General features: G+C 68.3%; 33 protein-coding genes and 2 tRNA genes. 15 read left to right on the top strand and 20 right to left on the bottom strand.

Annotation, left to right across the window (positions count from 1 at the left end):
• From L1088_RS02690 to L1088_RS02680, 3 genes are read right to left on the bottom strand one after another with little or no spacing between them, the layout of a single operon-like run.
• A complete protein-coding gene (locus tag L1088_RS02690; RefSeq protein WP_038048355.1) occupies positions 1-495 on the bottom strand; it encodes a hypothetical protein in 495 nt (164 codons plus the stop codon).
• Positions 492-1331, bottom strand: a complete 840-nt coding sequence (locus L1088_RS02685) for a DUF916 domain-containing protein (protein ID WP_234553608.1) — start codon at positions 1329-1331, stop codon at positions 492-494. Before L1088_RS02685 ends, L1088_RS02690 begins: the two co-directional genes overlap by 4 nt.
• Before the next feature lie 51 nt (positions 1332-1382).
• Positions 1383-2216, bottom strand: coding sequence for a hypothetical protein (locus L1088_RS02680; protein WP_234553607.1), 834 nt, complete (start codon positions 2214-2216; stop codon positions 1383-1385).
• A gap of 152 nt (positions 2217-2368) precedes the next feature.
• On the opposite strand from L1088_RS02680, the gene L1088_RS02675 reads away from it, so the two are divergent.
• Entirely contained in the window at positions 2369-3985 is a 1617-nt protein-coding gene (locus tag L1088_RS02675) for a hypothetical protein (RefSeq protein WP_234553606.1), read from the top strand.
• Here L1088_RS02675 and L1088_RS02670 read toward each other — a convergent pair.
• The 5 genes from L1088_RS02670 to rlmB are packed head-to-tail and all read right to left on the bottom strand — an operon-like array spanning position 3974 to position 7099.
• The gene (locus L1088_RS02670; protein WP_234553605.1) at positions 3974-4195 is read right to left on the bottom strand and encodes a DUF2905 domain-containing protein; all 222 of its coding nucleotides are present in this window, start codon (positions 4193-4195) and stop codon (positions 3974-3976) included. The two genes, L1088_RS02675 and L1088_RS02670, sit on opposite strands and share 12 nt — an antisense overlap.
• Entirely contained in the window at positions 4182-5090 is a 909-nt protein-coding gene (locus L1088_RS02665) for a glucokinase (RefSeq protein WP_234553604.1), read from the bottom strand. Before L1088_RS02665 ends, L1088_RS02670 begins: the two co-directional genes overlap by 14 nt.
• Positions 5087-5323 carry a putative signal transducing protein gene (locus tag L1088_RS02660; RefSeq protein WP_234553603.1) on the bottom strand — a complete coding sequence of 79 codons (237 nt, stop codon included), beginning with the start codon at positions 5321-5323 and terminating at the stop codon, positions 5087-5089. The genes L1088_RS02665 and L1088_RS02660 overlap by 4 nt, the downstream gene beginning before the upstream one ends.
• Positions 5305-6378: a M20 family metallopeptidase gene (locus L1088_RS02655; protein ID WP_234553602.1), complete on the bottom strand. Its 1074-nt coding sequence runs from the start codon at positions 6376-6378 to the stop codon at positions 5305-5307. The genes L1088_RS02660 and L1088_RS02655 overlap by 19 nt, the downstream gene beginning before the upstream one ends.
• A gap of 4 nt (positions 6379-6382) precedes the next feature.
• On the bottom strand, positions 6383-7099 hold the full coding sequence (gene rlmB, locus L1088_RS02650) for a 23S rRNA (guanosine(2251)-2'-O)-methyltransferase RlmB (protein WP_234553601.1): 717 nt from the start codon (positions 7097-7099) through the stop codon (positions 6383-6385).
• A 53-nt stretch (positions 7100-7152) separates the two neighbouring features.
• Between rlmB and L1088_RS02645 the strand changes: the two genes are divergently transcribed.
• The 6 genes from L1088_RS02645 to L1088_RS02620 are packed head-to-tail and all read left to right on the top strand — an operon-like array spanning position 7153 to position 9936.
• Entirely contained in the window at positions 7153-7587 is a 435-nt protein-coding gene (locus L1088_RS02645; protein WP_234553600.1) for a universal stress protein, read from the top strand.
• Positions 7588-7596: 9 nt separating this feature from the next.
• Complete coding sequence (locus L1088_RS02640) at positions 7597-8112, top strand: LOG family protein (RefSeq protein WP_234553599.1); 516 nt, start codon at positions 7597-7599, stop codon at positions 8110-8112.
• The gene (locus L1088_RS02635) at positions 8109-8477 is read left to right on the top strand and encodes a VOC family protein (RefSeq protein WP_234553598.1); all 369 of its coding nucleotides are present in this window, start codon (positions 8109-8111) and stop codon (positions 8475-8477) included. The genes L1088_RS02640 and L1088_RS02635 overlap by 4 nt, the downstream gene beginning before the upstream one ends.
• Positions 8474-9223 (top strand): HAD family hydrolase, encoded by a 750-nt coding sequence (locus tag L1088_RS02630; protein WP_234553597.1) that lies wholly within the window; start codon positions 8474-8476, stop codon positions 9221-9223. Before L1088_RS02635 ends, L1088_RS02630 begins: the two co-directional genes overlap by 4 nt.
• Positions 9224-9532: a hypothetical protein gene (locus L1088_RS02625; protein ID WP_234553596.1), complete on the top strand. Its 309-nt coding sequence runs from the start codon at positions 9224-9226 to the stop codon at positions 9530-9532.
• A gap of 14 nt (positions 9533-9546) precedes the next feature.
• On the top strand, positions 9547-9936 hold the full coding sequence (locus L1088_RS02620; protein WP_135260590.1) for a hypothetical protein: 390 nt from the start codon (positions 9547-9549) through the stop codon (positions 9934-9936).
• On the opposite strand, the gene L1088_RS02615 is transcribed toward L1088_RS02620, so the two are convergent.
• Genes L1088_RS02615 through amrS form a run of 3 tightly spaced genes read right to left on the bottom strand, consistent with a single transcriptional unit; the run spans position 9933 to position 12350 of the window.
• Complete coding sequence (locus tag L1088_RS02615; RefSeq protein ID WP_234553595.1) at positions 9933-10490, bottom strand: Uma2 family endonuclease; 558 nt, start codon at positions 10488-10490, stop codon at positions 9933-9935. The two genes, L1088_RS02620 and L1088_RS02615, sit on opposite strands and share 4 nt — an antisense overlap.
• A 4-nt stretch (positions 10491-10494) precedes the next feature.
• On the bottom strand, positions 10495-11310 hold the full coding sequence (gene amrB / locus L1088_RS02610; protein ID WP_234553594.1) for an AmmeMemoRadiSam system protein B: 816 nt from the start codon (positions 11308-11310) through the stop codon (positions 10495-10497).
• Positions 11298-12350: an AmmeMemoRadiSam system radical SAM enzyme gene (amrS, locus tag L1088_RS02605; protein WP_234553593.1), complete on the bottom strand. Its 1053-nt coding sequence runs from the start codon at positions 12348-12350 to the stop codon at positions 11298-11300. Before amrS ends, amrB begins: the two co-directional genes overlap by 13 nt.
• 59 nt (positions 12351-12409) lie before the next feature.
• Here amrS and L1088_RS02600 point away from each other — a divergent pair, with 59 nt between their 5' ends.
• The 3 genes from L1088_RS02600 to L1088_RS02590 all read left to right on the top strand — a co-directional run bounded on the left by L1088_RS02600 (position 12410) and on the right by L1088_RS02590 (position 15859).
• Positions 12410-13846: an SWIM zinc finger family protein gene (locus tag L1088_RS02600; protein ID WP_234553592.1), complete on the top strand. Its 1437-nt coding sequence runs from the start codon at positions 12410-12412 to the stop codon at positions 13844-13846.
• A gap of 4 nt (positions 13847-13850) precedes the next feature.
• Complete coding sequence (locus tag L1088_RS02595) at positions 13851-14867, top strand: acyltransferase (RefSeq protein WP_234553591.1); 1017 nt, start codon at positions 13851-13853, stop codon at positions 14865-14867.
• Positions 14868-14965: 98 nt separating this feature from the next.
• The gene (locus L1088_RS02590) at positions 14966-15859 is read left to right on the top strand and encodes an alpha/beta hydrolase family protein (protein ID WP_234553590.1); all 894 of its coding nucleotides are present in this window, start codon (positions 14966-14968) and stop codon (positions 15857-15859) included.
• Here the strand turns inward: L1088_RS02590 and L1088_RS02585 are convergent.
• Complete coding sequence (locus tag L1088_RS02585; RefSeq protein WP_135260586.1) at positions 15856-16188, bottom strand: nucleotidyltransferase domain-containing protein; 333 nt, start codon at positions 16186-16188, stop codon at positions 15856-15858. The genes L1088_RS02590 and L1088_RS02585 overlap by 4 nt on opposite strands.
• Positions 16151-16546, bottom strand: a complete 396-nt coding sequence (locus L1088_RS02580; RefSeq protein ID WP_234553589.1) for a HEPN domain-containing protein — start codon at positions 16544-16546, stop codon at positions 16151-16153. Before L1088_RS02580 ends, L1088_RS02585 begins: the two co-directional genes overlap by 38 nt.
• Positions 16547-16618: 72 nt before the next feature.
• Here L1088_RS02580 and L1088_RS02575 point away from each other — a divergent pair.
• From L1088_RS02575 to L1088_RS02565, 3 genes are all read left to right on the top strand, one after another.
• Positions 16619-16709, top strand: a tRNA-Ser gene (locus tag L1088_RS02575).
• An 8-nt stretch (positions 16710-16717) separates the two neighbouring features.
• A tRNA-Ser gene (locus tag L1088_RS02570) sits at positions 16718-16810 on the top strand.
• 37 nt (positions 16811-16847) lie between these two features.
• The gene (locus tag L1088_RS02565; RefSeq protein WP_234553588.1) at positions 16848-17660 is read left to right on the top strand and encodes a DNA/RNA nuclease SfsA; all 813 of its coding nucleotides are present in this window, start codon (positions 16848-16850) and stop codon (positions 17658-17660) included.
• Here L1088_RS02565 and L1088_RS02560 read toward each other — a convergent pair.
• Both L1088_RS02560 and L1088_RS02555 read right to left on the bottom strand, forming a co-directional pair.
• Positions 17613-18359: a ZIP family metal transporter gene (locus L1088_RS02560; RefSeq protein ID WP_038043337.1), complete on the bottom strand. Its 747-nt coding sequence runs from the start codon at positions 18357-18359 to the stop codon at positions 17613-17615. The two genes, L1088_RS02565 and L1088_RS02560, sit on opposite strands and share 48 nt — an antisense overlap.
• Positions 18360-18369: 10 nt before the next feature.
• Positions 18370-18954: an alpha/beta hydrolase gene (locus L1088_RS02555; RefSeq protein WP_234553587.1), complete on the bottom strand. Its 585-nt coding sequence runs from the start codon at positions 18952-18954 to the stop codon at positions 18370-18372.
• A gap of 55 nt (positions 18955-19009) precedes the next feature.
• Between L1088_RS02555 and L1088_RS02550 the strand changes: the two genes are divergently transcribed.
• Positions 19010-19813, top strand: coding sequence for a DUF4388 domain-containing protein (locus L1088_RS02550; RefSeq protein WP_326490747.1), 804 nt, complete (start codon positions 19010-19012; stop codon positions 19811-19813).
• 2 nt (positions 19814-19815) lie between these two features.
• Entirely contained in the window at positions 19816-21171 is a 1356-nt protein-coding gene (locus tag L1088_RS02545) for an alanine/glycine:cation symporter family protein (protein ID WP_234553586.1), read from the top strand.
• A 36-nt stretch (positions 21172-21207) separates the two neighbouring features.
• On the opposite strand, the gene L1088_RS02540 is transcribed toward L1088_RS02545, so the two are convergent.
• Genes L1088_RS02540 through L1088_RS02520 form a run of 5 tightly spaced genes read right to left on the bottom strand, consistent with a single transcriptional unit; the run spans position 21208 to position 23771 of the window.
• Positions 21208-21606: a hypothetical protein gene (locus L1088_RS02540; RefSeq protein ID WP_038048308.1), complete on the bottom strand. Its 399-nt coding sequence runs from the start codon at positions 21604-21606 to the stop codon at positions 21208-21210.
• Between the two features lie 2 nt (positions 21607-21608).
• The gene (locus L1088_RS02535; protein ID WP_038048307.1) at positions 21609-21893 is read right to left on the bottom strand and encodes a hypothetical protein; all 285 of its coding nucleotides are present in this window, start codon (positions 21891-21893) and stop codon (positions 21609-21611) included.
• Positions 21894-21902: 9 nt separating this feature from the next.
• Complete coding sequence (locus L1088_RS02530; protein ID WP_234553585.1) at positions 21903-22181, bottom strand: hypothetical protein; 279 nt, start codon at positions 22179-22181, stop codon at positions 21903-21905.
• A 1-nt stretch (position 22182) separates the two neighbouring features.
• Entirely contained in the window at positions 22183-22659 is a 477-nt protein-coding gene (locus L1088_RS02525; RefSeq protein WP_234553584.1) for a YbaK/EbsC family protein, read from the bottom strand.
• Positions 22656-23771, bottom strand: a complete 1116-nt coding sequence (locus L1088_RS02520; RefSeq protein WP_234553583.1) for a M20 family metallopeptidase — start codon at positions 23769-23771, stop codon at positions 22656-22658. The genes L1088_RS02525 and L1088_RS02520 overlap by 4 nt, the downstream gene beginning before the upstream one ends.
• Positions 23772-23789 lie beyond the last annotated feature (18 nt).

Raw genomic sequence — 23789 nt, 5'->3', positions numbered from 1 at the left:
TCACGGCTGCCTCAAGGCGGTGACCAGGGCTTGCACCACGTAGCTTCCGGCGCGTTCGTTGCCCGTGAGCTCCAAGGCGAACTCCAGGCGGATCTCCAACCAGTCCCCCGTGGGGCCCGCTTGGGTGTAGATGATCTGGGGGGTGCCGTCGGCCCTAAGCCAGAGCCCCCCGTTCACCCGGTAGAGGATCTGTTTGGCGGGGAGGAGCAGGGCTCCGTTTTGGTCCTGGAGATCGGGGATCTGCAGGAGGAGGCTCCACACCCCTGGAGCGTTGGCGAAGACCTGGACCGGGAGCACCCCTCCTTCCAGGTTGCTGGCGGGGTAGGTGGCGGGAAAGCTCTTGGGGGGGTAATCCTTGAGGTCAAAGGCGATCTGGGTGGTGGGGGTGCGGAGGGCGATGGTTTCGGGAACCAGGGTCTGCACGATCCAGGTGGCCTGGGCCAGGGCGGGGGCCAAAAGCAGGATGAGACCCGTTAGCCAACTTCTCGTTCTCATGGGCTACCTCCTTTTTCCCCCTCGGAGGGGGGCTGGGGGGGCGCGGCCAGGGGCGTGCGCAGGGTGAAGGGCAGGTCGGCGGCCACGTCCTTGCTGGGGTCGCCGTAGTTCAAGATGGCCAAGGCGGTATACCCCCCTGCGGGCAAGGGCCCCACCAGGCTGACGGGAAGAACGCGCACCTGGCCGGGCAGGACCACCACCTCCTCCACCTCCACCTCCGCGGCCTTGCGTCCGGAGGCGTCCCGCACCTCAAAACGGCCGGAAAGCTTCTGGGCGGTGTTCCCCGTGTTCTGGTACTGAATGGCAAAGCGGTAGGGCTCTTGGGCCTCTTTAGGGGGGCTAGGCACGATGCCGGTGATGCGCCCAGAGGTGGTCAAGGGGGGCAGGTTCACATAGAAGACGTGGGCCATGCGCACCCGGAAGGTGGCCAGGGGCACCCCGGGGGGTGGGTTGGGGTCCTCGGACTCCAAGAAGAGGATGCCCCAGTGGGTGCCAGGGGTTGCGCCCTTGGGAATGGAGAGGGTGTAGGTGAGGGGGCGGCTTTGCTTGGGCTCCAACAAAAACTCCGCCGGGGAGAAGGTGGCCCAGGGGCTGGCGCTCTCCTTGAGCGAGCCGGTGGGCAGGAACTGGATCTTTCCCATGGGGTCGTAGGTCCAGTCCCCCAGGCTGACCCGCACCCGTACGGGACGGGTGCCCACGTTGTAGACGGTGAGGGTTTGCGTGAGAACCTCCCCCGGCTTGGCTTCCTTGAGGAGGACGGGTGGTTCCACGCCCAGGGTGCTTTGGGCCAGGGCGCTGAGGGCCAGGGTGAGGAGGAGGGGAAAGAGTCGCTTCATGGTTCACCAAAGGGTGAAGGCCTGGCCTAAAGGCCAGGCCTTCCAGCTCGCTTACCAAGCGGTCGTGGCCAGGGTGTAGGTGAGGTTCGCGGTGCTCTTGCCCCAGAGGTCGCTGTTGACCTTGACGGCCACCACCACCAGGTCATCCAGCCAGCTCTTGTAGCCACACCGCTCGGGGTTGTTGCCGGAACGGGTCCCCGTGGGGCCGGCCTGCAGGTTGCGGGGAACCAGCTCCAAGGTGGCCCCGTTGGGGAGCTCGTAGAGGCCCGTGGCCGCGCCGAAGGTGTCGCAGGGGTTGTCCTGGATGTAGAGGTGCTGGATGCCCTGGGCGCTTTCGGGGTCGTTGCGGTTCACGGTCAGGTGCCACTGCTTGCCGTTGGAGAACTTCTGCAGGATGAAGGTGCGGTAGCAGACGAAGTAGTTCTTGCTTCCGGGCACCAGTTCCCCGTTCTTGTCCAGCTTGATGGGCGGGTAGGCGGTCACCGCTCCGCCGCCGTTGATGGAGATGTTGGGCCAGGTGGCGGTGTTGTAGCTGGTGCCCAGGGGCAGGGTCTGCACCTGGTTGTAGAAGTTGTTCCCCAGCTGGGTCTTCACGTCCTGCTCCGTGAGGCCGTAGACGCAGACCATCTTCCCTTCAAAGTCCGGGGTGGAGTTGGGCCAGCTGGCCCCGTCCAGCCCCGTGAGGTCGAAGGTCAGGGTGGTGACGTCCAGGTGCAACGCCGTGGCCTTGGGGAGGATGAGCTCGATGGTCTGGTTCACCGCCGCCGAGTCGGCGCCCTTGGCGTAGGCGTCCGGGCCGTTGCCCCTGGTGGGGGCCACCGTGGGGGCCTGGGCCAGGGCCAGGGGAGCTAAAACCAGTACTGCTGCCAGAATGCCTTTGCGCATAATTCCCTCCAAATCCGTCCCTCGAGGTGGTGGCCTCTCAGGACGTCCTCACCCTAAGGGGCGGGGCGTTACCCGGGCGTTACGGGCAAAAGCTCCGTGGCGCTGGGTGGTCAGCGGGCGTGTGGTACCATGGGGGCAAGGCGGGTAACGGATTGAAACGCGCGCTTAACGCTCCGGTTTACGCACTGCCCCTCTTCGGCCGGGCCCGGGTGCTCCATAAGGGCAAGGAGGTCCGGGTGCCGCGGAAGGGGCTAGGGCTTCTTTACTACCTGGCCCTCGAGGGGCCCACCACCCGGGAGCGGCTGGCCCAGTTGCTGTACGGCCACGCCGCGGGCTTGCAGAACCTCAGGGTGGAGCTTCACCGCCTGGCCGAGGCCCTAGGGAGGCCGGTCTTCCCCCGGGGGCAGGACCCCTTGGTCCTGCCCGAATGGGTGCGGCTGGAGACCCTGGGCCACGGGGAAGCCCTGGAGGGCCTGGAGGACGTGGGGGTTCTTTGGGACTGGGTCCTGGAGGTGCGGGCCCGCCACGAGGCCTCCTCCGGGGTCCCCTGTCGGCAGGACCTCCTGCGGGAGCTTTCCGCCTTGCGCCCTCCCTTCCTCCTGGTGCTTAGGGGGCGGCTGGGAGCGGGCCAGCGGCTTTTGGCCCAGGGGCTAGCCCGGGTTTTGGGCCTGGCCTTCCACCAGGTCCTGCGCCCCGAGGGCCTGGTCTACCTCGAGCCCCCCTACCCCCAGGTGCCCCTCAAGGACCTGTTGCACTCCAAGGCCCTTTTGGTCCTGGGCCTGGACCCCGGGGAGGAGCCCCGGTTCTTCCTGGAGCTCCGGGCCAGCTACCCGGTGGAGCGCATGCGGGTGGTGGAGCTGGCGCCTTTGGGCTGGCTGGAGGCCAAGGAGGGCTTCCTGGCGGGGGTGGCCTTTCCCGAGGCGGCCAGGGCCTACTTCATGGCCGGGGGACAGCCGGAGTGGATCCCCGAGTGGCTGGCCTGCCCCGGCCCGCCCCAGCGCCCCCTGGCCCAGCTCCGCCTCCGGGCGCGCTGGCTGAGCGAGCCCGCCCGGGTGGCCTTGGAACGCCTCTCCGTGGCCTCGGGCACCATCTCCGAGGGGGTCTTGGACGCCCTTGGCGCCCTGCCCTACCTGGAGGAGCTGGAGCGGAAGGGATGGATCGTGTACCGGGAAGGGTACCGCTTCGCCAAGGAGGCGGAGCGGCGCCTCCTCTACGAGGCCCTGACCCCAGGGCGGCGGCGGGAGCTGCACGAGCGGGCGGCCACGGCCCTGACCCTTGCCGGGCCCAGCCTCGAGGAGGTGCAACACCGCCTGGCCCTGGGGGAGGGGGTGGGGGAGTTTCTGCCCCCGGGGTTGCGGGAGGTCCTTTCTGGGGAGGCGTTGCCGGTGGGCTGGGTGGGCCAGGGCCCGGAGCGGGCCCTTTTGCCGCGGGAAGGCCCCGGGGTGGTGCCCAGCCCCAGCGGGTTTGCCGCCGTGCTTTTGGAGCCGGGCGAGGAGGCTTTTTTGGAGCTGGCCTCCTTGGAGGAGGTGTTGCTCCTCGAGGTTTCCGGCGAGGCCTATGCCCCTCCAGAGGGCCTCGGGTTCCTGCTTGGCCTAAGGACGGGGGGAAAGGAGGTCTACGTGCGGCTTTCCGGGGCCTTCCTCCACCGCTTTCTGGTGGGGCCCGGTTCCCTGCACCTCCGCTTTAGGGGGCCTGGGGTGGCGGAGCTGGCCTTGCGGGCCTTCCAGGCCAGAGCCGGCCACCACAAGGCGGTCGTGCTAACGGCGTAGGGCCGAAAGCAGGTTAAAAAGAAGGCTCAGGAGGAGGGAGAGCGCCAAGGCTGAGGTGATGGGGATGTACACCCTGAGGTTCTCCCGCTCGATGCGGATGTCCCCCGGCAGATGGCCGAACCAGGCGAAGAGCTTGGGGAAGTAGAGGAGCAAAAGGCCAAGGAGGGCCAGGAGGATGCCCAGGGCCAAGAGGGTCTTACCGACTTCCATGCTCCACCTCCAGGTAGGCGGTGAGGGCCGCCCCCAAAAGCCCTGCGTCTTCGCCCAGGAGGGCCCGGCGCAGGGGGGGCGCTTCCCAGCCCCTCAAGTAGTGTCGGTAGGCCCCTTCCAAGGCTTCCCAGTACGGCGCGGGGGCGTTCAAGGCCAGGCCCCCGCCCACCACCACGGCTCCGGGGTCAAAGGCCTTCACCAGGCTGGCCAGGCCCATGCCCACGTAGCGGGCGGCCTGGAGGAGGATGCGCTCCGCCTTGGCCTCGCCTTCTTGGAAAAGCTGGAAGAGCTCCTTGGTATCCACCTTGCGGTGGTAGGCGTAGGAGGCTTCCCGCTCCAGGGCCCGGCCCGCCGCCAGGGCCTCGAGGCACCCCTCGAGCCCGCAGCCGCACACCGGACCCCCGGGGAGGAGGGTGATGTGGCCGAGCTCTCCCCCCTGCCCCCTTTCGCCTCGGAGGACCTTGCCCCCCAGGACCACGCCTCCGCCGATCCCCGTGGACACGGTGAGGAAGAGGGAGCTTGTCTCCCCCTTGGCCGCCCCCAGGTGGTGCTCGGCTAGGGCGGCGGCGTTGGCGTCGTTTTCCAGGTGGACGGGCCTGCCCGTGGCCTCCTCCAGGAGGCGGCGAATGGGGAAGTCCACGAGCCCGGGGATGTTGGGGGTGAAGCGGATGATCCCTTCCTGGAGGTCCAAAGGCCCAGGGGTGCCCAGGCCGATGGCCTCGGCCCGGGTCCCCGCCCTTGCCTCCGCCTGGGCCACCGCTTCCCTTAGGGCCTCCACCACCCTCTTCCCCCCTTCCTTGGGGGTGGGGAGGACCACCTTGGAAAGGAGCTTCTCCCCGTCAAAGACCCCGGCGGCGATCTTGGTGCCCCCCAGGTCCAGGCCCACCACGGTCATGGGATCTCCTCCTCCAAGAGGGCCTCCGCCTCCCCCAGAAGGGCTTCCGGCACCCAGAGGTTCACGTCCCCCATGTAGGTGCCCAAAGCGGCCTCGGGCAGATCGGAAAAGGGGGTTTCCAGGACCACGGGGATGCCTTTGGCCTCGAGCCTGGCCTTCAGCCCCTCGGCCACAGGCCGTGGGGCGGTGAGGAGCTTGGCGTAGGGGGTTCCGGCTAGGGTGCGGCGTTCCATAGGGCCTCCACCAGGCGCGCGTAGTCTTGGGCCGCGGCCTCCACCTGCGAAAGGGGAATGCGCTCTTGGGAGGTGTGGGCCAGGGCGGGGTCGCCGGGGCCAAAGCCCAGGACCGGGGCCTTGGCGCCCAGGTAGGGGGCGTCGGTGGTGAAGGGCCAAAGGCCCGCCCTTTCCTGGCCCAAGGCCTTCAGGGCGGCCAGGAGCAGGGGGTGGTCCTCCGGCAGGCGGTAGGGGGGCCAGAGGGCGGGGATGACGAGGCGCACCTCCCCCGAGGCCCGCTCCTCCTCGGGGATGTAGACCGAGGCATCCCCCAGGGCCCTAAGCCTCTCCAAAAGGCCCTCCAGGTCGGCCTCGGGTTCGTAGCGCACGTCCAGGTAGAGGCGCACCACTCCCGGGGTCTGGTTCCGGGCCCCGGGGTAGGTGTCCACCCGGGTGGGGGTGAGCTTGAGGCCAGCGGGGGAGGCAAGCCCCCTCAGGGCCAGGAGGTACTCGGCCAGGTGGAAGAGGGCGTTTTCCGGCCCGGCGAGGGCGGCGTGGGCCTCCTCCCCCTCAAAGTCCGCCCAGACCTCCGCCCGGCCCCGGTGGCCCCGCATGAGCTTTCTCCCCGAGGGCTCTCCCAGGATGAAGGCTAGAGGGGAAAGCCTTTCTGCGGCGTAGCGGCTCCCCAGGCCCCCCACCTCCTCCTGCACCGCGGCCAGGAAGCGCACCCGTCCCTTGAGGGGTTTTTGCGAAAGGGCCTCGAGGGCCAGGAGCATGGCCACCAAAGGGCCTTTCATGTCCACCGCCCCCCGTCCCCAGACTGCTCCCTCGGCCACCGCCCCCTGGGGGTGGGGCCAGCGCATGGGGTCCCCCACGGGCACCACGTCCAGGTGCCCGGCCAGGACCACCTCGGGCTCCTTCTCCCCCAGAAGGGCCTCCACGTTTCCCGCCTCGTCCAAGCGGGCGGGAAGGCCCAGGCCCTTCAGGGCCTCCAGCAGGAGGGCCGCCGCCTCCCCCTCCTGCCCGGGGAGGCTTTCCGCCTGGAGGAGGCGGGAAAGAAGCCTTACCCAGTCCACAGGCCTATCCTACACCCCGGCCCAAGGAGGCGGCGTAGAGGGCTATCCCTAAGGCCACGGAGGCGTTCAGGGACTCGGCCTCTTCCCGGATGGGAATGCGGAAGAGCTCGTCGCAGGCCTCCCGCACCAGCCGGCGCATCCCTTCCCCCTCCGAGCCCACCACCAGGGCCAAGGGCCTCCCGAAGTCCAGCTCCCTTGGGGTCTTTTTCCCCCGCACGTCCAGGCCGTAGACCCAGAGGCCCCGCCCCTTTACCTCCTCCAGGGCCCGGGGAAGGTTTTTCACCCGCACCACGGGAAGCTTCAGGGCGGCTCCGGCGCTGGCCTTCAGGGCCAGGGGGGAGAGGGGAGCGCTTCTGCGCTCCTCCGAAACCACCCCGTGGGCCCCCAGGGCCAGGGCGCTCCGGATCATGGCCCCGTAGTTCCTGGGGTCGGTGATCCCGTCCAGGAAGACCAAGAGGGGCATCTCCTTCCGCGCCTCGGCCAGCCGGAAGGCCTCCTCCAAGGAGGCGTAGCGGGGCTCCTCCACCTCCGCCGCCAGGCCCTGGTGGTGGGTGGTGCGGAGGAGGGTGTCCAGCTCAATCCGGGGCACCAGGGTGTACTCCGCGCCCAGCGTATCCAGCTCCCTTAGGAGCCAGCCCTCCACGCCCCGCGCCACCAGCACGCGCCGCGCCCGGCCTTCTTTGAGGGCCTCGAGGACCGGGTTTCGCCCGTAGATCCACATTGCCCCAGTCTACGCCCCGCGGCCCACGCTATGATGGGGTTGAAGGAGGCGTTATGTACAAGACCATCCTTATGCCCACGGACGGGAGCCCTTGCAGCTTCCAGGCCATTGAGCACGGCCTTTCCCTGGCCAAGGCCCTTTCCGCCAAGGTGCATTTCCTCTATGTGCTGGAAAACCCCGCCCAGGCCATCTGGATCGCCCCGGAGAGCGTGCCTTATGGTCTGGAGCTTTTGGAGGATCTGAAGAAGGCCGGGGAGGAGGCCATCGCCAAGGCCCTCAACCTGGCCCAGGAGAAGGGGGTAGAGGCCACGGGGGAGGTGAAGGAGGGGGTGCCCGTGCCCACCATCGTGGAGGCGGCCAAGGGATTCGACCTCCTGGTCATGGGCACCCACGGGCGCACCGGGCTGGACAAGCTCCTCCTGGGCTCGGTGACCGAGGGGGTGCTTCACCGGGTGAGCATTCCCGTGCTGGTGGTGCGCTGTCATTAGGGCGTGGGAATGCACTTCCTTTCCGTCTTCGTTTCCTCGCGCGTTTCCCCGGAAAGCCCCCTTTATCCCCGGCTCGTCCGCTACGGGGAGGTGCTGGCCGAGGAGGGGTTTGGCCTGGCCTGCGGCGGCTACCAGGGGGGCATGGAGGCCTTGGCCAAGGGAGTGAAGGCCAGGGGAGGGGTGGTGGTGGGGGTGACGGCTCCTGCCCTCTTCCCTGAGCGGAAGGGCCCGAGCCCCTACGTGGACGTGGAGCTCCCTGCCGCCAGCCTCCCTGAGCGCATCGGCCGCCTTTTGGACCTGGGGGCGGGGTACCTGGCCCTGCCGGGTGGGGTGGGCACCTTGGCCGAGCTCACCCTGGCCTGGAACCTCCTCTATCTGCGGCGGGGCCTGGGGCGGCCCTTGGCGGTGGACCCTTACTGGCTTTCCCTCCTCAAGGCCCACGGGGAGATCGCCCCTGAGGACCTTGCCCTTTTGCAGGTGGTGGCGGACGAGGAAGACCTGCGGCGCTTTTTGCGAAGCCTATGAGCGAGAGCGTGGTGGTCTACGTGCCGGACCTGGGCCAGGGGGTGAGCTTCTACCAGGCTTTGGGCCTGACCCTCGAGGAGCTGACCCCCGAAAGGGAGGCGCTCTTGGCTCCCCTGGAGGGGCCCTTGCTCCTTCTGAGACCGGGAAATGGAGGGGTGGAGCGGGGGCCCCAGCGGCCTAGGCCCGAGGGGCGGGGCTTTGCCCGCTTGCGGTTGGAGGAGGGGCGTTTGGTGTTTGCCGTGGAGAGCCTGGAGCACGAGAGGCTCCGCCTGGCCAAGTACGGCCTGGCCTTCCGGGATGCGGGGGACCACCTCCTCCTCTTTGACCCGGGGGAGAACCCGGTGCTGGTGCAGGAGGGGTTGTGAGGCTCTGGCTTTTGGACCTGGACGACACCCTTCTGGTGGACCACGCCGTGAGCCAGGCGGTTCTTTCCCGCCTAGGGGAGGAGGTGGGGGTGGAGGGCTTCTTCCCGGCGGTGAAGCGGTGGGCCGAGGCGTTCTTCCGGGAGGCCCCCTTCTACCCTTGGGCGGAGCAGATTGGCCACTCGGCCTTGGAGGCCCTTTGGGCCCGCTACTCCACCCCGGGGCTGGAAACCCTGGCGGAGTGGGCCTGGCCCTTCCGGGAGCGGGTTTTCCGGGAGGCCCTCAAGGATCTAAGCGGTCCCCAGGAGCGGGCCCGGGAGCTGGCGGAAGCCTTCTTCGCCGAAAGGCGGCGGTACCCTCTCTTTCCCGAGGTGCCGGAATTTCTGGAGACCCTTCGGGTCAAGGGGGGTATCCCGGTCCTCCTCACCAACGGCGTGCCCGACCTGCAGCGGGAAAAGCTCTTTGGGGCCGGCCTGGGAGGGGCTTTCCCCCTCACCCTCATCTCCGGGGAGGTGGGCCTGGGCAAGCCGGACCCCCGGCTCTTCCGCATGGCCCTCTGCGCCTTCGGCGTGGAGCCGGAGGAGGCGGTGATGGTGGGGGATAACCCCGAGCGGGACATCAAGGGAGCCCTTTTGGCGGGTCTTAGGGCGGTCTGGGTGGATCGGGGCCATCGCCCGAAGGATCTGCGGTATCCCGCCCACCTAGAGGTCCGGGATCTGCGGGAGGCCTTGGTCCTCTGGGAGGCCTAGGTGAAGCGGATGGCACTGGGCCTTGCCAGCGCGGCTTCCACCTTCTGGGGCTTTCTGTGGTTCCTCGGGGCCTTTGCTGAGGGGGAGGGGCGCTGGCTGGGGGTAGGGGTGCTCCTCATGGCCCTGGCCACCCTCTACGCCTGGCGCCGGCCCCGGCCTGGGGGGTGGGTGCTCCTCGGGGAGGGGTGGTTTTTGGCCGCTTCCTTGGCGGGGCGCCGCCCCCTTCTGGTCTTCGCCTTGACCGCCCTGCCCTACCTCCTCGCCGGAGGGTACTTGGTGATTTCCCTCCGAAAGGAGGAGGAGCCTTAGGGTAGGCTTGCCCTATGCATGAGGCCTTGCTCCTTCTCCATAACCTGGTGCGCTGGCTGGTTCTGGCCTTTGGCCTTTGGGTGGTGTTCCGTCCTGGGGCCAGGTCCGGGGCCTTCTTCGCCCACACCCTCACCCTGCAGGTGGTTTTAGGCGTGGTCTTGGCCTTCGTGAGCCCCCTTTTCCAGGGGGCCTTGGCCAACCTGGAGGGGGTTATGCAAACCCCCGGGGAGGCCCGCTACTTTGTAGCCGAGCACTGGGTGGGGGGCCTCATCGCTTTGGGCCTGGCCCACGCAGGGCTCGGCCAGGTGCGAAGGGGAAAGCCCAGAGCCCGGCTCTTTTTCGCCTTGGCCCTGGGGCTTCTTCTCCTTTCCATCCCCTGGTTCCGGCCCCTTCTTAGGTTTTAGCCGAGGAGCTCAGCCACCGGAAGAAAAAAGGAGGGGAAGGCCGCGGGAGCCAGGTGGTTTCCTGGGGACAGGGTTTGGACTTCCCGGTAACCCTCGGGGGAGGGGGAGCGAAAGGCGTGGAGCCGCTTGCCCTCCAGGTCCAGCACCCAGAGCTCAAGGACCCCATGGCGCGCGTATAGGGGTGCCTTAACCGCAAGGTCGTAGGCCAAGGAGGCCTCCGCCACCTCCACCAGGAGGAGGATATCCTGGGGGCCGGGGTGCTCCTCCTGGTAAAGGTCAGGCTGGGGGCGCAAAAGGGCCAGGTCCGGCTGGGGCTCGCTGAAAGGGCTAAGGCGCACGGGGTCCTGTACGGCGATAAGGCAGGCCCCTTCCATCTCCAAGGGGGTGAACAGGCGGCGAAGGCGCCGCACGGCGGCGGCATGGCGGCTACCGATGGGGCTCAGCTCCCAAACCTCTCCCTCCAGAAGCTCCACCCGGTTGTCCTCTCCCAGGAGGCCCGCCTGGGCCATCCTGTGGAACTCCTCCACGGTAAACCGCTTGCGCACCGGGGTCATGGTCTCATCTTAAAGCGGGTGGGTCTTCCTCCAGGAGATAGGCCACCGCGGCGTACCCCACCACCCGGCTTGCCTCATGGGAGGCCTCGGCGCTGGTGGCGTAGGCGAGGAGCCGAGGCCGCCACCCTAGCCCTTGGGCCAGGGCGGTGAGGGTGGCCCAGGGAAGGCGGCCGCAGGCCTCGGCCTCGGCCACCCCCTCCGCGTCCAGGGCCAGGGCCTTTTCCAGGGTGGAGGCGTCCCGCTTCCGGGCCACGGGGTCAGGGTGGTAGTGGGAGAGGTCGCTGGAGGCCACCACCAGGTCCTCCTCCCCCAGTTCCGGCAAGAGGGCCTCGGCCACCTCTTGGGGGTCCACCTCCCCAAAGAGGAGGGGCAGGATGGGCGTGCCCGGCAGGGCCAGCTGCAGGAAGGGGAGGAGGACCTCGAGGCTGTGCTCCTCCCGGAAAGGCTCCTCATAGGTCAGAAAGGGAGGGCCCTTTTCCCCAAGCCTCCTCCCCCCTTCCAGGTCCACCGCCACCTCCCCCAAGGGGGTGGCCCAGGCCCGGTAGGGGTAAAAGGCTACGCCCAGGAAGGGCACAAAGTGGCTGGGCCCTAGAAGGAAAATCCGCTTCGCCTTTCCCCTCCAAGCGGAAAGGGCCCGAAAGCCCTCCGCCATCACCTTGCCGCAGTAGAAGTAGCCCGCGTGGGGGGCAAGAAGGCCCCGCACCCCTGGGTCAGGGGCGGCCTGGGCTTCTTGCAGGAGGCGTTCCACCTCCTGCCGGAGCCTTGCGGGTTCCGACGGGTAAAAGTAGCCGGCCACCGCCGGGGGCCTCACCAGGTCCATACCCCAGGGATCCTCCTCCCGCACCCTGGGCAGACGCCTGGGGTGTCCCAGAGGGTTTCCACCCGGTAGCCCCGCCTCTGGACGAGGAGCCTGCCGCAGTCTGGGCAGCGGGTGGAACTTCGCTCCGGGTCCAGGACGTTGCCCACGTAGACAAACTTCAGGCCCTCCTCCTTGGCGATCTCGTAGGCCCGCACCAGGGTGGTGTGCCGGGTGGGCCTAAGGTCCAGCATGCGGTAGTCGGGGTGGGCGGCGGTGAGGTGCCAGGGCACTTCCGGGGAAAGCCCCTTGAGGAAGCGGGCCATGGCCCGCACCTCCTCCGGGGCATCGTTGTAGCCTTCCAGGAGGAGGGTGGTCACCTCCACCCACACGCCCTTCGCCACCAGGTGCTCCAGGCTTTGCAGCACGGGTTTTAGCCGGGCCCCGCAGACCTCCCGGTAGAACTTCTCGGTGAAGCCCTTGAGGTCCACGTTGGCCGCATCCAGGTAGGGCGTTATGTACTCCCAGGCCTCCTCCGTTTCAAAGCCGCTGGTGACGAAGACGTTTTTCATGCCCCGTTCCTTGGCCAGCTTGGCCGTGTCGTGGGCGTACTCGATCCAGACGGCAGGCTCATTATAGGTGTAGGCCAGAAGCCGCACCCCCAGGGCTTCGGCCTCCGCCACGATGGCCTCCGGGGGCCAGTCCTCCCCGATGGGCCGGTCCAAGAGGCCTTCCGGCGTGACCTTGAACTCGCGGAACTGGGAGATCTGCCAGTTTTGACAGAAGGCGCAGAAGAGGTTGCACCCCACGGTGCCCACCGAGAGGATGCCCTCCCCAGGGTGGAAATGGTAGAGGGGCTTCTTCTCCACGGGGTCCAGGTGGACCGCGGCGGCCTTGCCGTAGGTGACCAGGTAGAGCCTCCCCCCGAGGTTGCGCCGCACCCCGCACTTGCCCGCACCGCCTTCGGGCACAGCGCAATAGTGGGCGCAGGCCCGGCACTGCACGTACCCCTTGGGCAAGGGCCGGGCCAGGTCAGCTTCCCTTAGGGTAGCGGTGAGGGTCATTTCATAGGGCCTACCCTCAGGATAGCACCGGCGGAGGGGCCCTTGCGTAGACTTTAGGCGTGGCCGCCTTCCCCCCCGAAAGGGAGGAGGACTTCGCCCCCTATGTGCCGGAAGAGGTCCTCCGCCGGGGCCTGGCCTACTTCAAGGAGGGCCGGGTGCGCAGCCTTTTCCGGGTGGGGGAGAGGCTTCTGGGGGAGGTGCAGGGCTCCGAGCCCACCCCCTACCGGGTGGAGGTGGGGCCGGGGCTTGTGGGGCGGTGTACCTGCCCCTACCCCTCCTTTCCCTGCAAGCACGCGGTGGCCCTTCTCTACGCTCACCTGGAGCGGAAGGCCCAGGACCTGGGGGCCCTTTTGGCGGTCCTGCCCCCGGAGGAGGCCAAGGGCCTCCTCCTGCGCCTGGCCCACCTCCCCGAGGTGGCCCTCCTCCTGGCCGAGGCCCTGGTGCCGGAGGAGGCCTTCTTGGAGGGGGTGCGGGCCCTGCGCCAGGCCTTCCGCCTGGGGGAAGGGGAGGAGGAGGCCAGGAGGCTTCTTTTACGCCTGGACCGGGCGGGAAGGAAGGAGGTGGAGGCCTTTTTGGAGGCCCTGCCCCTGGCGCCCTTCGACCCCGAGCCCTACCTGCGGGCGGCTTTGGTGCGCTATTTGCAACTTTCCCCTAGGCTTTCCTTCCTCCTCGCCCTTTACCTGCGCCACCCCTCGGAGGGGGTGCGGAAGGCCTTCTTGGGGGCGGCTTTGGAGGAGCCGGAGCAGGCTCTGGGCCTCCTCCAGGGGGCGGATCCCTCGGGGCTCAAGCGGGAGCTTCGGGCGGAGCTCCTCTTCCGCCTGGGGCGGGTGGAGGAGGCCTTGGGCGCGTTGCGGGAGGGCCTCGAGGGGGTGGAGGACTACCTCCTCCTGGTGGAGCGGCTTCTCGCCCTGGGCCGGACGGAGGAGGCCCTCAAGTACGCGGAGGAGGCCCGGGAATGGTTCGGCAAGGACCCCAGGCTCCTTCCCCTTTTGGACCTCTTGGTGGCCCACCGGGGAAGCCCCGAGGACCACCGGGCCCGCTTCGCCCTAAAGCCCAACCTGGAGGACTACCTGGCCCTCAAGGCCAAGCTGGGCCGGGCCTTTCCCGAGGAGCGCAAGGCCCTCCTGCGCCAAGTCAAAGACCCCGCCCTCCTCGCCCGCATCTACCTTCTGGAGGAGGACTGGAAGGCCCTGGACCGCCTCCTCAAGGGCGCCCCGCCCGAGGCCTACCCCCGCTTGGCGGAGGCCCTGGAGGCGAGGCTTCCCGAGGAAGCCAAAAAGCTCTACCTGGAAGGGGCAAGGCGGGAAGCGGAGAAAGGCACCCGTAAGGCCTACCGGGAGGCGGCAGGGCTCCTCCTGCGCCTGGCCCGTTTGGAGCCCAAGGGGGCGCGGGAGGCGGCTTGGGCTTTGGCCCGGGCCTTTCCCCGGAGGAAGGCCCTCTGGGAGGAGCTAGGGCCCCTGCTCTCGGAGAACCCTCATGAGCCTGCCCCAAAATAGTCCTGTGGAGCGCTTTCCCTGGGTGGAGGTCTTCCGGGGTTTAGCCATCCTCGAGGTGGTCCTCCACCACGTGACGAGCCGCTTCCTCCGGGAGCTTGCCCCGGAAAGCCTGGCCTGGCTCCTTCTGGCGGCGGTCAACCGCACCCTGCACTTCGCGGTGCCCGCCTTCCTCTTCATGACCGCCCTGGTCCTAGGAGCAGGGCTTCTGAGGGAGTTTCGCTTGGGCCGCTACCTCAAAAACCGCGCCCTGCGCCTCCTCTGGCCCTACCTCCTCTGGAGCGGCGTCTACCTGGCCTTCCGCTACTGGGACCACGGGGTTTTCCATCCCGAGCGCCTTGTCCATCAGCTCCTTTGGGGCAAGGCCTACTTCCACCTCTACTTTCTGGCGGTGGCCCTGCAGCTTACCCTGCTCCTCCCTATCGTCCTCCCCTTTCTCCGGAGGTGGCCTCACGGGGCCTGGTTTCTCCTCCTGGGGGTGGGGCTTACCCTCTTGGTCTACTTCCTGAACCGCCACTACCGTTTCCTGCCCTACCCGGGGAGCTTTGTCCTTTGGTACACCCCGGCCATCGTGCTGGGCCTTTACCTGGCGAGCCGCCTGGAACACCTCCCCCGCCTCCTGCGCCTTTGGCCTTTGGCCCTGCTCCTGGCTGTCCTGGGCCTCTGGGGATACCTGCCCCTGGCCCTAGACGTCCTGCGGCGCCTTCCGGTGAACACCTTCCACTACCAGGCCTTCCACTGGCTCTTCACTACCGCCATGGCCTTCCTCCTCCTGGCCTTGGCCTTCGCCCTGGCCCGCACCCCCTTGCGGGGCCCCTTGGCCTTCCTGGGCCGCTACTCCCTGCAGATCTACCTGCTCCACCCCATGGTGCTCCGCCTTTTGGAGAAGTACCCCGGCTTCCCGGAGCCCTTGGGGCTTAAGCCTGCCTTCGCCATCTACCTGGGCCTGGCCCTCCTCCTGCCCCTCCTCCTGGCCCGGCTTTTGGCCCGGGCCCGGGTCTCGGTGGCGGTCTTCGGCCGCTGATATCCCACCTGGACCCCATCCGCGTGGTGGCCCCGGCCAACGGTTGAGGCAGGGCCTTGGGTTCCGGGAGAGGAGGGCAGGCTTCTGGGGAAAGGGGTATGAGGGCATGGGTTGGTCTTTTCCTGGCCTTGCTCTTCCTCCTAGGGGGAGGATCCCCTAGCTGGGAGCGGGTTCCAGGGGGCATCCTCTACCAAAGGGAAGGGGTTAGGCTCTTCGCCGAGCTGTGCCTGCCCCAAGGGCGGGCAAGCCGGGCCCTGGTCCTGGTGCCGGGGGGCTTCGGCCCTCCCACGGAGGCCATGGGAGAGCGGTGCCGCCGGTGGGCGGCAAGGGGTTTCCTGGCCGTGGTTCCCCACCTCCGCGGGCGGGGGAGGAGTGGGGGGCGCATCACCGGCTGCCTCGAGGAGGCGGAGGACCTGGCCCTCCTGGGCCGGATCCTGCCCCAACTTGGGGTGAGGGCCCACGCCTACGCCGGCTACTCCCTGGGGGCCTGCGTGGCCCTGAAGGCCGCCGCCCTGGAGGGGAAGGCCCGAGGAGTGGCCTTCGTCATCGGGCCCGTGGACTTTGCCGAACAGGTGAAGGTCCTCAGGCGCACCCGGCCTGAGGCCCTCGCCCGCTGGCGGGAGATCTTCGGAGGGCTCCCGGAGGAGTGCCCGGAGTGCTACCAGAGGCAAAGCCCCTTGCCTTTGGCCGCCCGGCTCCAGGCCTCCCTCCTGGTGGTCCAGGCGGGCAACGACCCCTTGATTCCACCCGCCCAGGCTTGCCGCTTGCGGGATGTGCGGGAGGAGGCGGGGCGGCGGGTGCACCAGGTGGCCCTCACCCGGGAAGGAGAGGCCTGGACCCTCCCCCTCACCAAAGGGCGGGCTTGCCTCAGGCCCACGGGGTTTGGCTCCCTGGCGGAGGACCACCTGGTCCTCTTCCCCGATCTGCACCACGCCGTGACCCTGGCCATGGAGGCCCTGGTGGAGCGGTTTGTCCTGGCCTGGCTCCGCTAAGGGGCCAAAAGGGGTATGGCCTGGGCCAGCATCCGCCTAAGAAGGGGCTCTAAGGCCTTGGCTTCCTCCTCCGTGTAAGCGTGAAGCTCCACTGGAAGGCCCCCAAAGGCCTTTCGTGCCAGGCGGTGGAGGTCTTGGCGGGAAGGGCCTTCGTAGATGAGGAGCACGTCCACGTCGCTTCCCGGTAGCGCCCGACCCGCGGCCCAGGAACCGAAGAGGTAGGCCCGCCGCAGGGGAACTTCTTCCTGGAGCACCGCTAGCCCCTCCCGCAGGCGCTTTAGGATTTCCTCCTTAGTCCATGGGGGGAAGAAGACCCTTACAGAAGGCATAGACCTCCTCGGCATAGCGTAAGAGCCTTTCGGCCTCCGGACGCCGGTACCGCTCAAAGGGAGCCCCTTCGGGGAGGGCGTCGGGGTAGCGGGTGGGGATGTAGGCCTTGTCCAACTCGCTGGCCCCGTCCAGAAGGGCTTCGCTCACGGGGTATTGTCGGGCCAGCTCCTCCAAGAGGCCTTGCACCGAATGTCCCCAGGCCACGGCCCCCAGATGCTGAAAGACGGCTTTGACCGCTTTTTCCGCTGCCTGCTGAGCGGAAAAGGCAGCCCATTCGTAAAACCCGTTCTCCAAAGCGAAGCGCGCGTGCTCCAGGTCCCTTTTCGCCGGAAGGAAAAAATCCCGGCTTCGCTCCACAAAGGCAGTATAGACCATCCTGATTGACAAGCGGAGGCGCTTGGCGCATAGTAAACCTTGCGGCCATACCTTGGAGGGTTGGCCGAGCGGTTGAAGGCGGCGGTCTTGAAAACCGCTGTGGGCCTAGGGCCCACCGGGGGTTCGAATCCCTCACCCTCCGCCAAAAGGCTTGGAGAGGTGGCCGAGTGGTCGAAGGCGGCACCCTGCTAAGGTGTTGTACCGGGATAACCGGTACCGCGGGTTCGAATCCCGCCCTCTCCGCCAAGGAGCCCGGCCCAAAAGCCGGGCTTACGCTTTGCCCATGCCTCCTTTCCCCTTGCCCCCCTTGAAACCCTGCCGCTTCCTCCGCCGGAGGAACCGCTTCCTGGTGGAGGCGGACGTGGGACCCTTGCACCTGGCCAACTCCGGCCGCATGGGAGAGCTCCTCCTTCCCGGTGCCCCCTGCTTCTACCATCCCCACCCCGCGCCCAAGACCCTGGGGCGGGTGCTCCTGGTGGAAAGCCAGGGGGTACTGGTGGGGGTGGACGCCACGCTGGCCAATCGCCTCCTGGAGATCCTTTTGCGGGAGGGGCGCTTTGGGCCCCTCGAGGCCCTGGAGAAGGAGGTCCGCCTTGGCGGGGAGAGGCTGGACTTCCGGGCCCGGCTGGGAGGTAACGAGGCGCTCCTGGAGGCAAAGAACTGCAATCGGGTGGAGGCAAGGCCGAGGGCCGAGGTGGGGAAGCCGTCCGACCGCACGGGGCGCAAGGGGGCTACACAGGGCCTTTGGGGAACCTCCGCTTCGGCGCAAGCCGCGACGGGGTACTTGGCCCTCTTCCCCGACGCCCCCACTGCCCGAGGAGCCCGGCACCTCCGGCTCCTGGCGGGCTTTGCCCGGGGAGGGGGGCTCGCCTATGCGGTCTGGTTCGTCCAGCACCCCCTGGCCCAGGCCTTCGCCCTGGATCCGGAAGACCGCGCCCTCTTCCAGGCCGCGAAGGAAGCGGAGGCCGCTGGGGTTAGGCTCCTGGCCTACCGGGTGCGGCCGGCCCTCGAGGCCCTCCACCTGGAAGGGGAGCTTCCCTGGGTCTGGCTACCCGCCCAGGAGAATCTGGAAGGCCACCATCAGGGCCACGGATAGGGTGAGGACCGTGGCTACCCCGCCCGCTTCGGCCTCCTTGAAGGCCTCGGGGAGGATTTCCGCTACCGCCATCCAGATCATGGCCCCGGCGGCGAAGCCCAGCCCCACGGGCAGGGCGGGCTTGAAGGCTTCCACGAACAAAAAGGCGGGCACGGCCATAAGGGGCTGGGGCAGGCTGGAGAAGACGCTCCAAAGGGCGGCCCCTAGGACGCTCACCCCGCGGGGGATCAGGACCAGGCTGATGGCCAGGCCCTCGGGGATGTTGTGCACGGCGATGGCCAGGGTGATGAAGACCCCTAAGGCCTCCCCGCCCCCAAAGGCCACGCCCACCCCCACGCCCTCGGCGAAGGAGTGGAGGGTCATGATCCCCACGATCATGAGGGCCTTGCGGGCATCCAGGCCGTTCAGGCTCCCGAAGCTTACTTCCCGTCCATGGAGGAAGCGGTGGGAGAGCTGGATGAAGAAGAGTCCCAGGACCACGCCCAGGAGGGTGCGGGCCAGGCTGTAGTTGACGCCCTCGTAGATGAGGCCGAAGCTGGCCGAGAGCATCAGGCCAGCGGCCGCGGCGTTGGCGAGGCCCAGGTGGCGGGCCACGATGTTGCGGGTAAAAAGGAAGGGCAGAGCGCCAAACCCGGTGGCGACGGCGGTGAAGAGGGCGTAGAGGAAGACGGTCCAAGGGGTAAGGGGAAACCCGTCCATGGCTTCCATTCTATTGCAAGTGATTACTATTAGCAAGAAGCTGGTCCCGTGCCGCCTGGGCTACCTGTTCCCGGTCCAGGAGGAGGTCGTGGCCGCTCTTCGGGAAGACCAGGTACTCCTTGCGGGGGCTTCCTAAGCGTCTGTACGCAAAGGTTGCCCCATCGGCCAAAGCCAAGGTGGTGCGCTCATGGTTTTTTTGGGGCCCCCATCGTGGCGCAAGCCACGACGGGGTACTTAGGATGGCGAAATGGCCCCGGACCCCGGCAGGGGCCACCACCCGGTCCCGCCCCGCCTCCACCACCAAGGCAGGGGCCTGCACGCGGGGAAGAACCTCTGGTGTGCGCCGCATGAGGGCCAGGAGGGCGCCCATGGAAAGCCCTACTACCCCTTTGGGTTCGGGGAGCTTTGGGTAGGCGTCCTGGGCCGCTTTCAGCCAGTCCTGCCAGCGCACCTTGGGGAGGTCTTCCGGGTGGGTGCCGTGCCCAGGGAGGGCGGGCTGGATCACCCCAAATCCAGCCATCCTCAGCACCTCGGGCAGGGGGCCCAGGGCGAGGAGGGAATGGGAGGTAAAGCCGTGCAGGAGAAGCAGGTTCATGCCTAAGAATACCCTGCCTGGACGCTTGGAAGGCGGCGTGGTAAAACGGGGGGGAATGCTGGGGCAGCCGTCGGGACACCTTGAGGGCAACCTTGCGGAGTTCCCTTTCCCGGCCTTGGTGGGCGCCCTCATGGGGGCTGGCCGCACCGGGCGGCTCCGCATCCGTTCCCCCCACCTGGAAGGGGAGGTTTACCTGCGGGGCGGCCAGGTGGCCCACGCCCGGGTGCAGTCGGGGGAGCGCTCCTTGGAAGGGGAGGAGGCTTTGGACCTCCTGGCGGGGCTCAAGCGGGCCCCCTTCGCCTTTGAGGCCGAGGTCCTCCCCCCGCACACGACCCTGCTGGGGGGGCTTGCCGTACCCGCCCGCCTGGCGGAGGCTCAGGCCGCGTGGCAGGCCCTTTCCCTGCCTTCGGACTGGGGTTATGTGCTGCGCTTGCCTACCGGGGGGAAGGAGGTGGAGCTTGGCCCGGAGGCCCTCCGGGTGCTGGCCCAGGTGGAGGGGAAGCGCATCGCCGAGGTGCTTCTGGCCCCCGGGGTCTTGCGCCTGGCGCGGATCCTGCACACCCTTTTGCAAATGGGCGTCCTCGAGGCCGTGCCCTTGGTGGAGGTGCCGCCCGTTTCCCTCCTGGTCCTCCCCATCTACGGGCCGGGCTCCGGGGTGGCCTACGTGGACGAGGCCCTCTATGCGGAATGGGCTCGGGCCATCCGCCACGGCTTCCGGCTGCGCCTGAAGCCCCCTGGGGTGGTGATGGAAGTGCGCCCCCGGCCCAACATCCCGGGGCGGCTTGGGCTTTTGGAGGAGGACCTCAAGCGCCTGCGCCTCAGGCGGGGGGATAAGGTGGAGGTGGTGCCGGAGGTGTAGCCATGGACATCCTTGCCCTAAACGACGCTTTGAACCGGATCGTATACGGCTTTCCCATGAAGCTGGTCTTCCTCCTGGTGGGGGCCTATCTGGTGATTTTCCAGATCCGCTGGTTCAGCGCCCCCTTGCGGATGATGCGGGTTTCCTTCAGCGAAACCCTGGGGGCCATCCGCGAGCGGGCCTTTGGCTTCGGCGGGCAGATCACTCCCTTCCAGGCCACCATGGTGGCCCTCTCCGCCACCGTGGGCACCGGCCACCTCCTGGGCATGCTGGCGGCGGTGCTGGTGGGGGGCCCAGGGGCGGTTTTCTGGATGTGGCTCGGCTACTTCTTCGGCACCGGCACCAAGTTCGCCGAGGCTACCTTGGCGGTGCACCTCCGCCGCCGCTTTGCCGACGGCTCGGTTTCCGGCGGGCCCATGTACTACCTCTACCGAGGTCTCCCCAGGCTCCGTTTTCTGGCCTACTTCTTCGCCTTCTCCGCGGCCGTGGCCGCCTTCGGCATCGGCAACCTCTCCCAGGCGGGGGCGGTGGGTGGGGCCTTGGCGCCCTTGGGAGCCCCCCCGGCCCTGGTGGGCCTTTTCCTGGCCCTCCTGGTGGGGGTGGTGCTGGGCGGGGGCATTGTGCGGGTGGCCCGCTTCGCCCAGGTGGTGGTGCCCCTGAAGCTCCTCCTCTTCCTGGTGGCGGTGGTTCCCCTGCTGGTGCGCTACGGGGGGAAGATCCCCGAGGCCTTAGCCTTGGTCTTCCAGGCGGCCTTCAGCCCCGAGGCGGCCTTGGGCGGGGCGGCGGGTTTTAGCCTCTTTGCCGCCATCAACGCCGGGCTTGGCCGGGGCATCTTCGCCAACGAGGCGGGCTTGGGTTCGGCCCCCATCGCCCATGCCCAGGCCCAGGTGGACCACCCCGTGCGCCAGGGCTTCTGGGGCGTTACAGAGATGTTCGTGAGCTTCCTGGTCACGAGCCTCACCGCCCTCACCTTCATCGCCTCGGGGCTTTGGCGGCAGGGGGGGAGCGCGGCCGAGGCCGCGCAGGCCCTCTTCCAGGCCCACCCCTTGGGCGGGCTGGTCCTGGCCCTTACCGTGGCGGTCTTTGCCCTGGGGACCATGGTTTCCTGGGGCTTTTATGGGGAGGAGGCCGCGGCCTTCCTCTTTGGGGAGGGGATCCGCTGGCCCTACCGCCTTACCTTTGCCGTCTTGGCCCTGGTGGGGCCTTTAGGGGGCCTCGAGGCCTTCTTGGCCATCTCCGACACCCTAAACGGCCTCATGGCCATCCCCAACCTCCTGGGGCTGGTCCTCCTGGGGCCGGTGGTGGCCCGCCTGGTCTACGGCTTCTTCCGGGGGGAGCCCTGGATACCGCCCCGCTGAGCCCAAGGGCCTACCCCTGGGCGCCCGGTGGGGCCTTCAGCGGAAGAGTTCCCGTATGGTTTTTTCCAGCTCTTCCCCGGCCTTGCGGTCCAAGGTGAGCTTCACCTTGAGGGCCACCCTCAGGGCTTCCTCCTCGAGGCTCTCCCGGCTTTCGCACCCCTCCAGGCGTCGCACGAAGGGCTCCGCCTTGGGGCCCAAACGTTGCTTCAGGAGATCGGTGAGCTTACGGCAGAGCTCCTTAGGCCCTTCCACCGGCAGGATAAGGCCCCGCTTGAGGAGGGTGGCCAGGACCAGGTAGGCCTCCTCCCCCAGGCCGCTTTCCCGCACCACCTCCTCCTCGGTGCGCCGCCCGTCGCAGAGGGTGTAGACCCGCCACTCCTCGGGGGAGGGCTTCCAGTCGGCCTCGGGGGGGTTGGGGTTGCGGCGGAAGACCATGGCTACAAGGAGGCCACGATGGCGTCCACCAGGCGGAGCACCATGTAGACGAAGACCGCTCCCAGCAGGAGGATGAGGGAGAGGAGCAGGAGGAGGAGGCTAGAGGGCTCGCTCCAGGTGAGGAGGAGCACCACCAGGTAGGCCAGGGCGAAGAAGGCAATGAGCCCCAGCATCTGCCCGCCCCTCTCCCCCATGACCCCGCCGGGGATGGCCCGCTTCAGCCGGAGGCCGTAGAAGACGTTGTAGACCATGACCAAGAGGCCCAGAAGCAGAAGAACCTTTTCCATGGCTTTATTCTAGCCGCTCCACTCCCGAATAGGGATAAGCTCTCCCCCCTCAAGGCTTTTGCGCACCGGGCGGTAGCGGCGGTCAAACCAGATTTCCAGCACCGCCCGGTCCAGGCTCTTCGGGGCCACGATCTCCTTGCGCACGTAGTAGCCCTCCTCGGTGGGGCTGATCTCCAGGCTCTTGGAGAGCCTTAACTCCACCACCTCGCCGCTTTTGGTGCGCACCCGCACCCGGAAGGCCAGAGGGCCTTCAGGCTTCACATGGGGGTCTTTGCGGAAGGGCCACACCCTAAGCCTCCTTTAGGTCTGCCACATGGGCATGGGTGAGGGCCAGGAGCTCCTTCGGGGTCAGGGCAAAAAGGGCCTTGGGGGTTCCCCCTGCCCCCCACACCTGCCGGTAGGCCAAGAGGTCCTGGTCCAGGAAAGCGGGGAGGGCAACCTTGTGGCCCACCGGCGGCACCCCGCCGATGGCGAACCCCGTGAGGGCCCGCACCTCCTCCGGGGTGGCCTGGCGCAGGGGTTCACCCACCAGGGCCTCGGCCTTCCTCAGGTCCAGGCGGTTCTTCCCGCTCACTAGGAAAAGGTAAGCCCCCCTTTCCCCCACGAAGACCAGGCTCTTCACGATCTGCCCCACCTCGGCCCCCACGGCCTCCGCGGCCTCCTGGGCAGTGCGGGTGGGGGTGGGAAGCTCCTCTACCCTGAGGTGCCCAAAGCCCCGCGCTTCCAACGCCTTCTGCACCTTGGCCGCGGAAGGGGAAAGGCTCATAGGGCGTAGAGGAGCTCGGCCAAGAGGGCCGCGCGGCGCGGGATCTCCGAAACCACCACGTACTCCGTGCGCTGGTGGGCGTCCCCACCGTAAAGCCCCAGGCCGTCCAGGGTGGGCACGCCCAAGGCGGCGGTGAAGTTGCCGTCCGACCCCCCGCCCACCCGCCCCGGGCGCAAGGAGAGGCCCAAGGTCTCCCCGATGGCCCGGGCCTTTTCAAAAAGGGCCAGGCTTTCTGGGGTGGGCTCCATGGGGGGGCGGTTGAGCCTCCCGGAAAGCTCCAGCCGGGCCCCAGGGAGGACAGGGCTCAGGGATTTGAGCCCCTCCTCCACCCGCCGGGCCTCCTCTAGGGTCCAAGCCCGCAGGTCGATCTCCACCCAGGCCTCCTCCGCCACCACGTTGCTCACCGTGCCCCCCCGCAGGACGTTGGGGCCGAGGGTGGTGCCCCTGGCGGGGTCTTGCAACCCCACCACGCGGACGATCTGGTGGGCGAGCTCCAGGATGGCGTTCACCCCCTTTTCCGGCTCCACCCCCTGGTGGGCGGCTTTGCCCATGGCCTTCAGCCGGTAAAGCCCCACCCCCTTGCGCGCCACCTTCAGGTCCCCTTCCGCGGTGGGGGGCTCGAGGACCAAGGCAGCTCGGGCCTTCTTGGCCGCGGCCTCGATGAGGGGGCGGCTCTCCTTGGAGCCCACCTCCTCGTCGGGGGTGAAGAGCACCTCCAGGGCGGGAAGCTCCCTTCCCGTGGCTTCGGCGTGGCGCAGGGCGTAGAGGAGGGCAAGGATGCCCCCCTTCATGTCGTAGACCCCGGGGCCCACGGCGCGGTCCCGCTCCAGACGGAAGGCTTCCGGAAAGCTTCCCTTGGGGTGGACGGTGTCGTAGTGGCAGAGGACCAGAACCGGCTCCCCGCGGCCTTCCCGCTTGAGGAGGAGGACGGGGCCCAGGGGGGTGTTCTTGCGGGAGAGCCTCCCCTTAAGGGGCCCGAAGGCCTCCTCCAAGAAGGCGGCGGCCTCCTCCAGGGCCCTCTGGTCCCCCGAGGGGGATTCCCGGCGCACGAAGGCCTCGAGGTCCTTCAAAAACTCCGGCAGCTTCCCCTTCATCCATTCCAGGGTTTCCATGGGACCATTATCACCCGC

The organism is Thermus caliditerrae (assembly GCF_021462525.1).
Taxonomy (GTDB): domain Bacteria; phylum Deinococcota; class Deinococci; order Deinococcales; family Thermaceae; genus Thermus; species Thermus caliditerrae.
The sequence above is the reverse complement of the archived record's forward strand: the minus strand, read 5'-3'. Positions and strand labels throughout refer to the sequence as shown.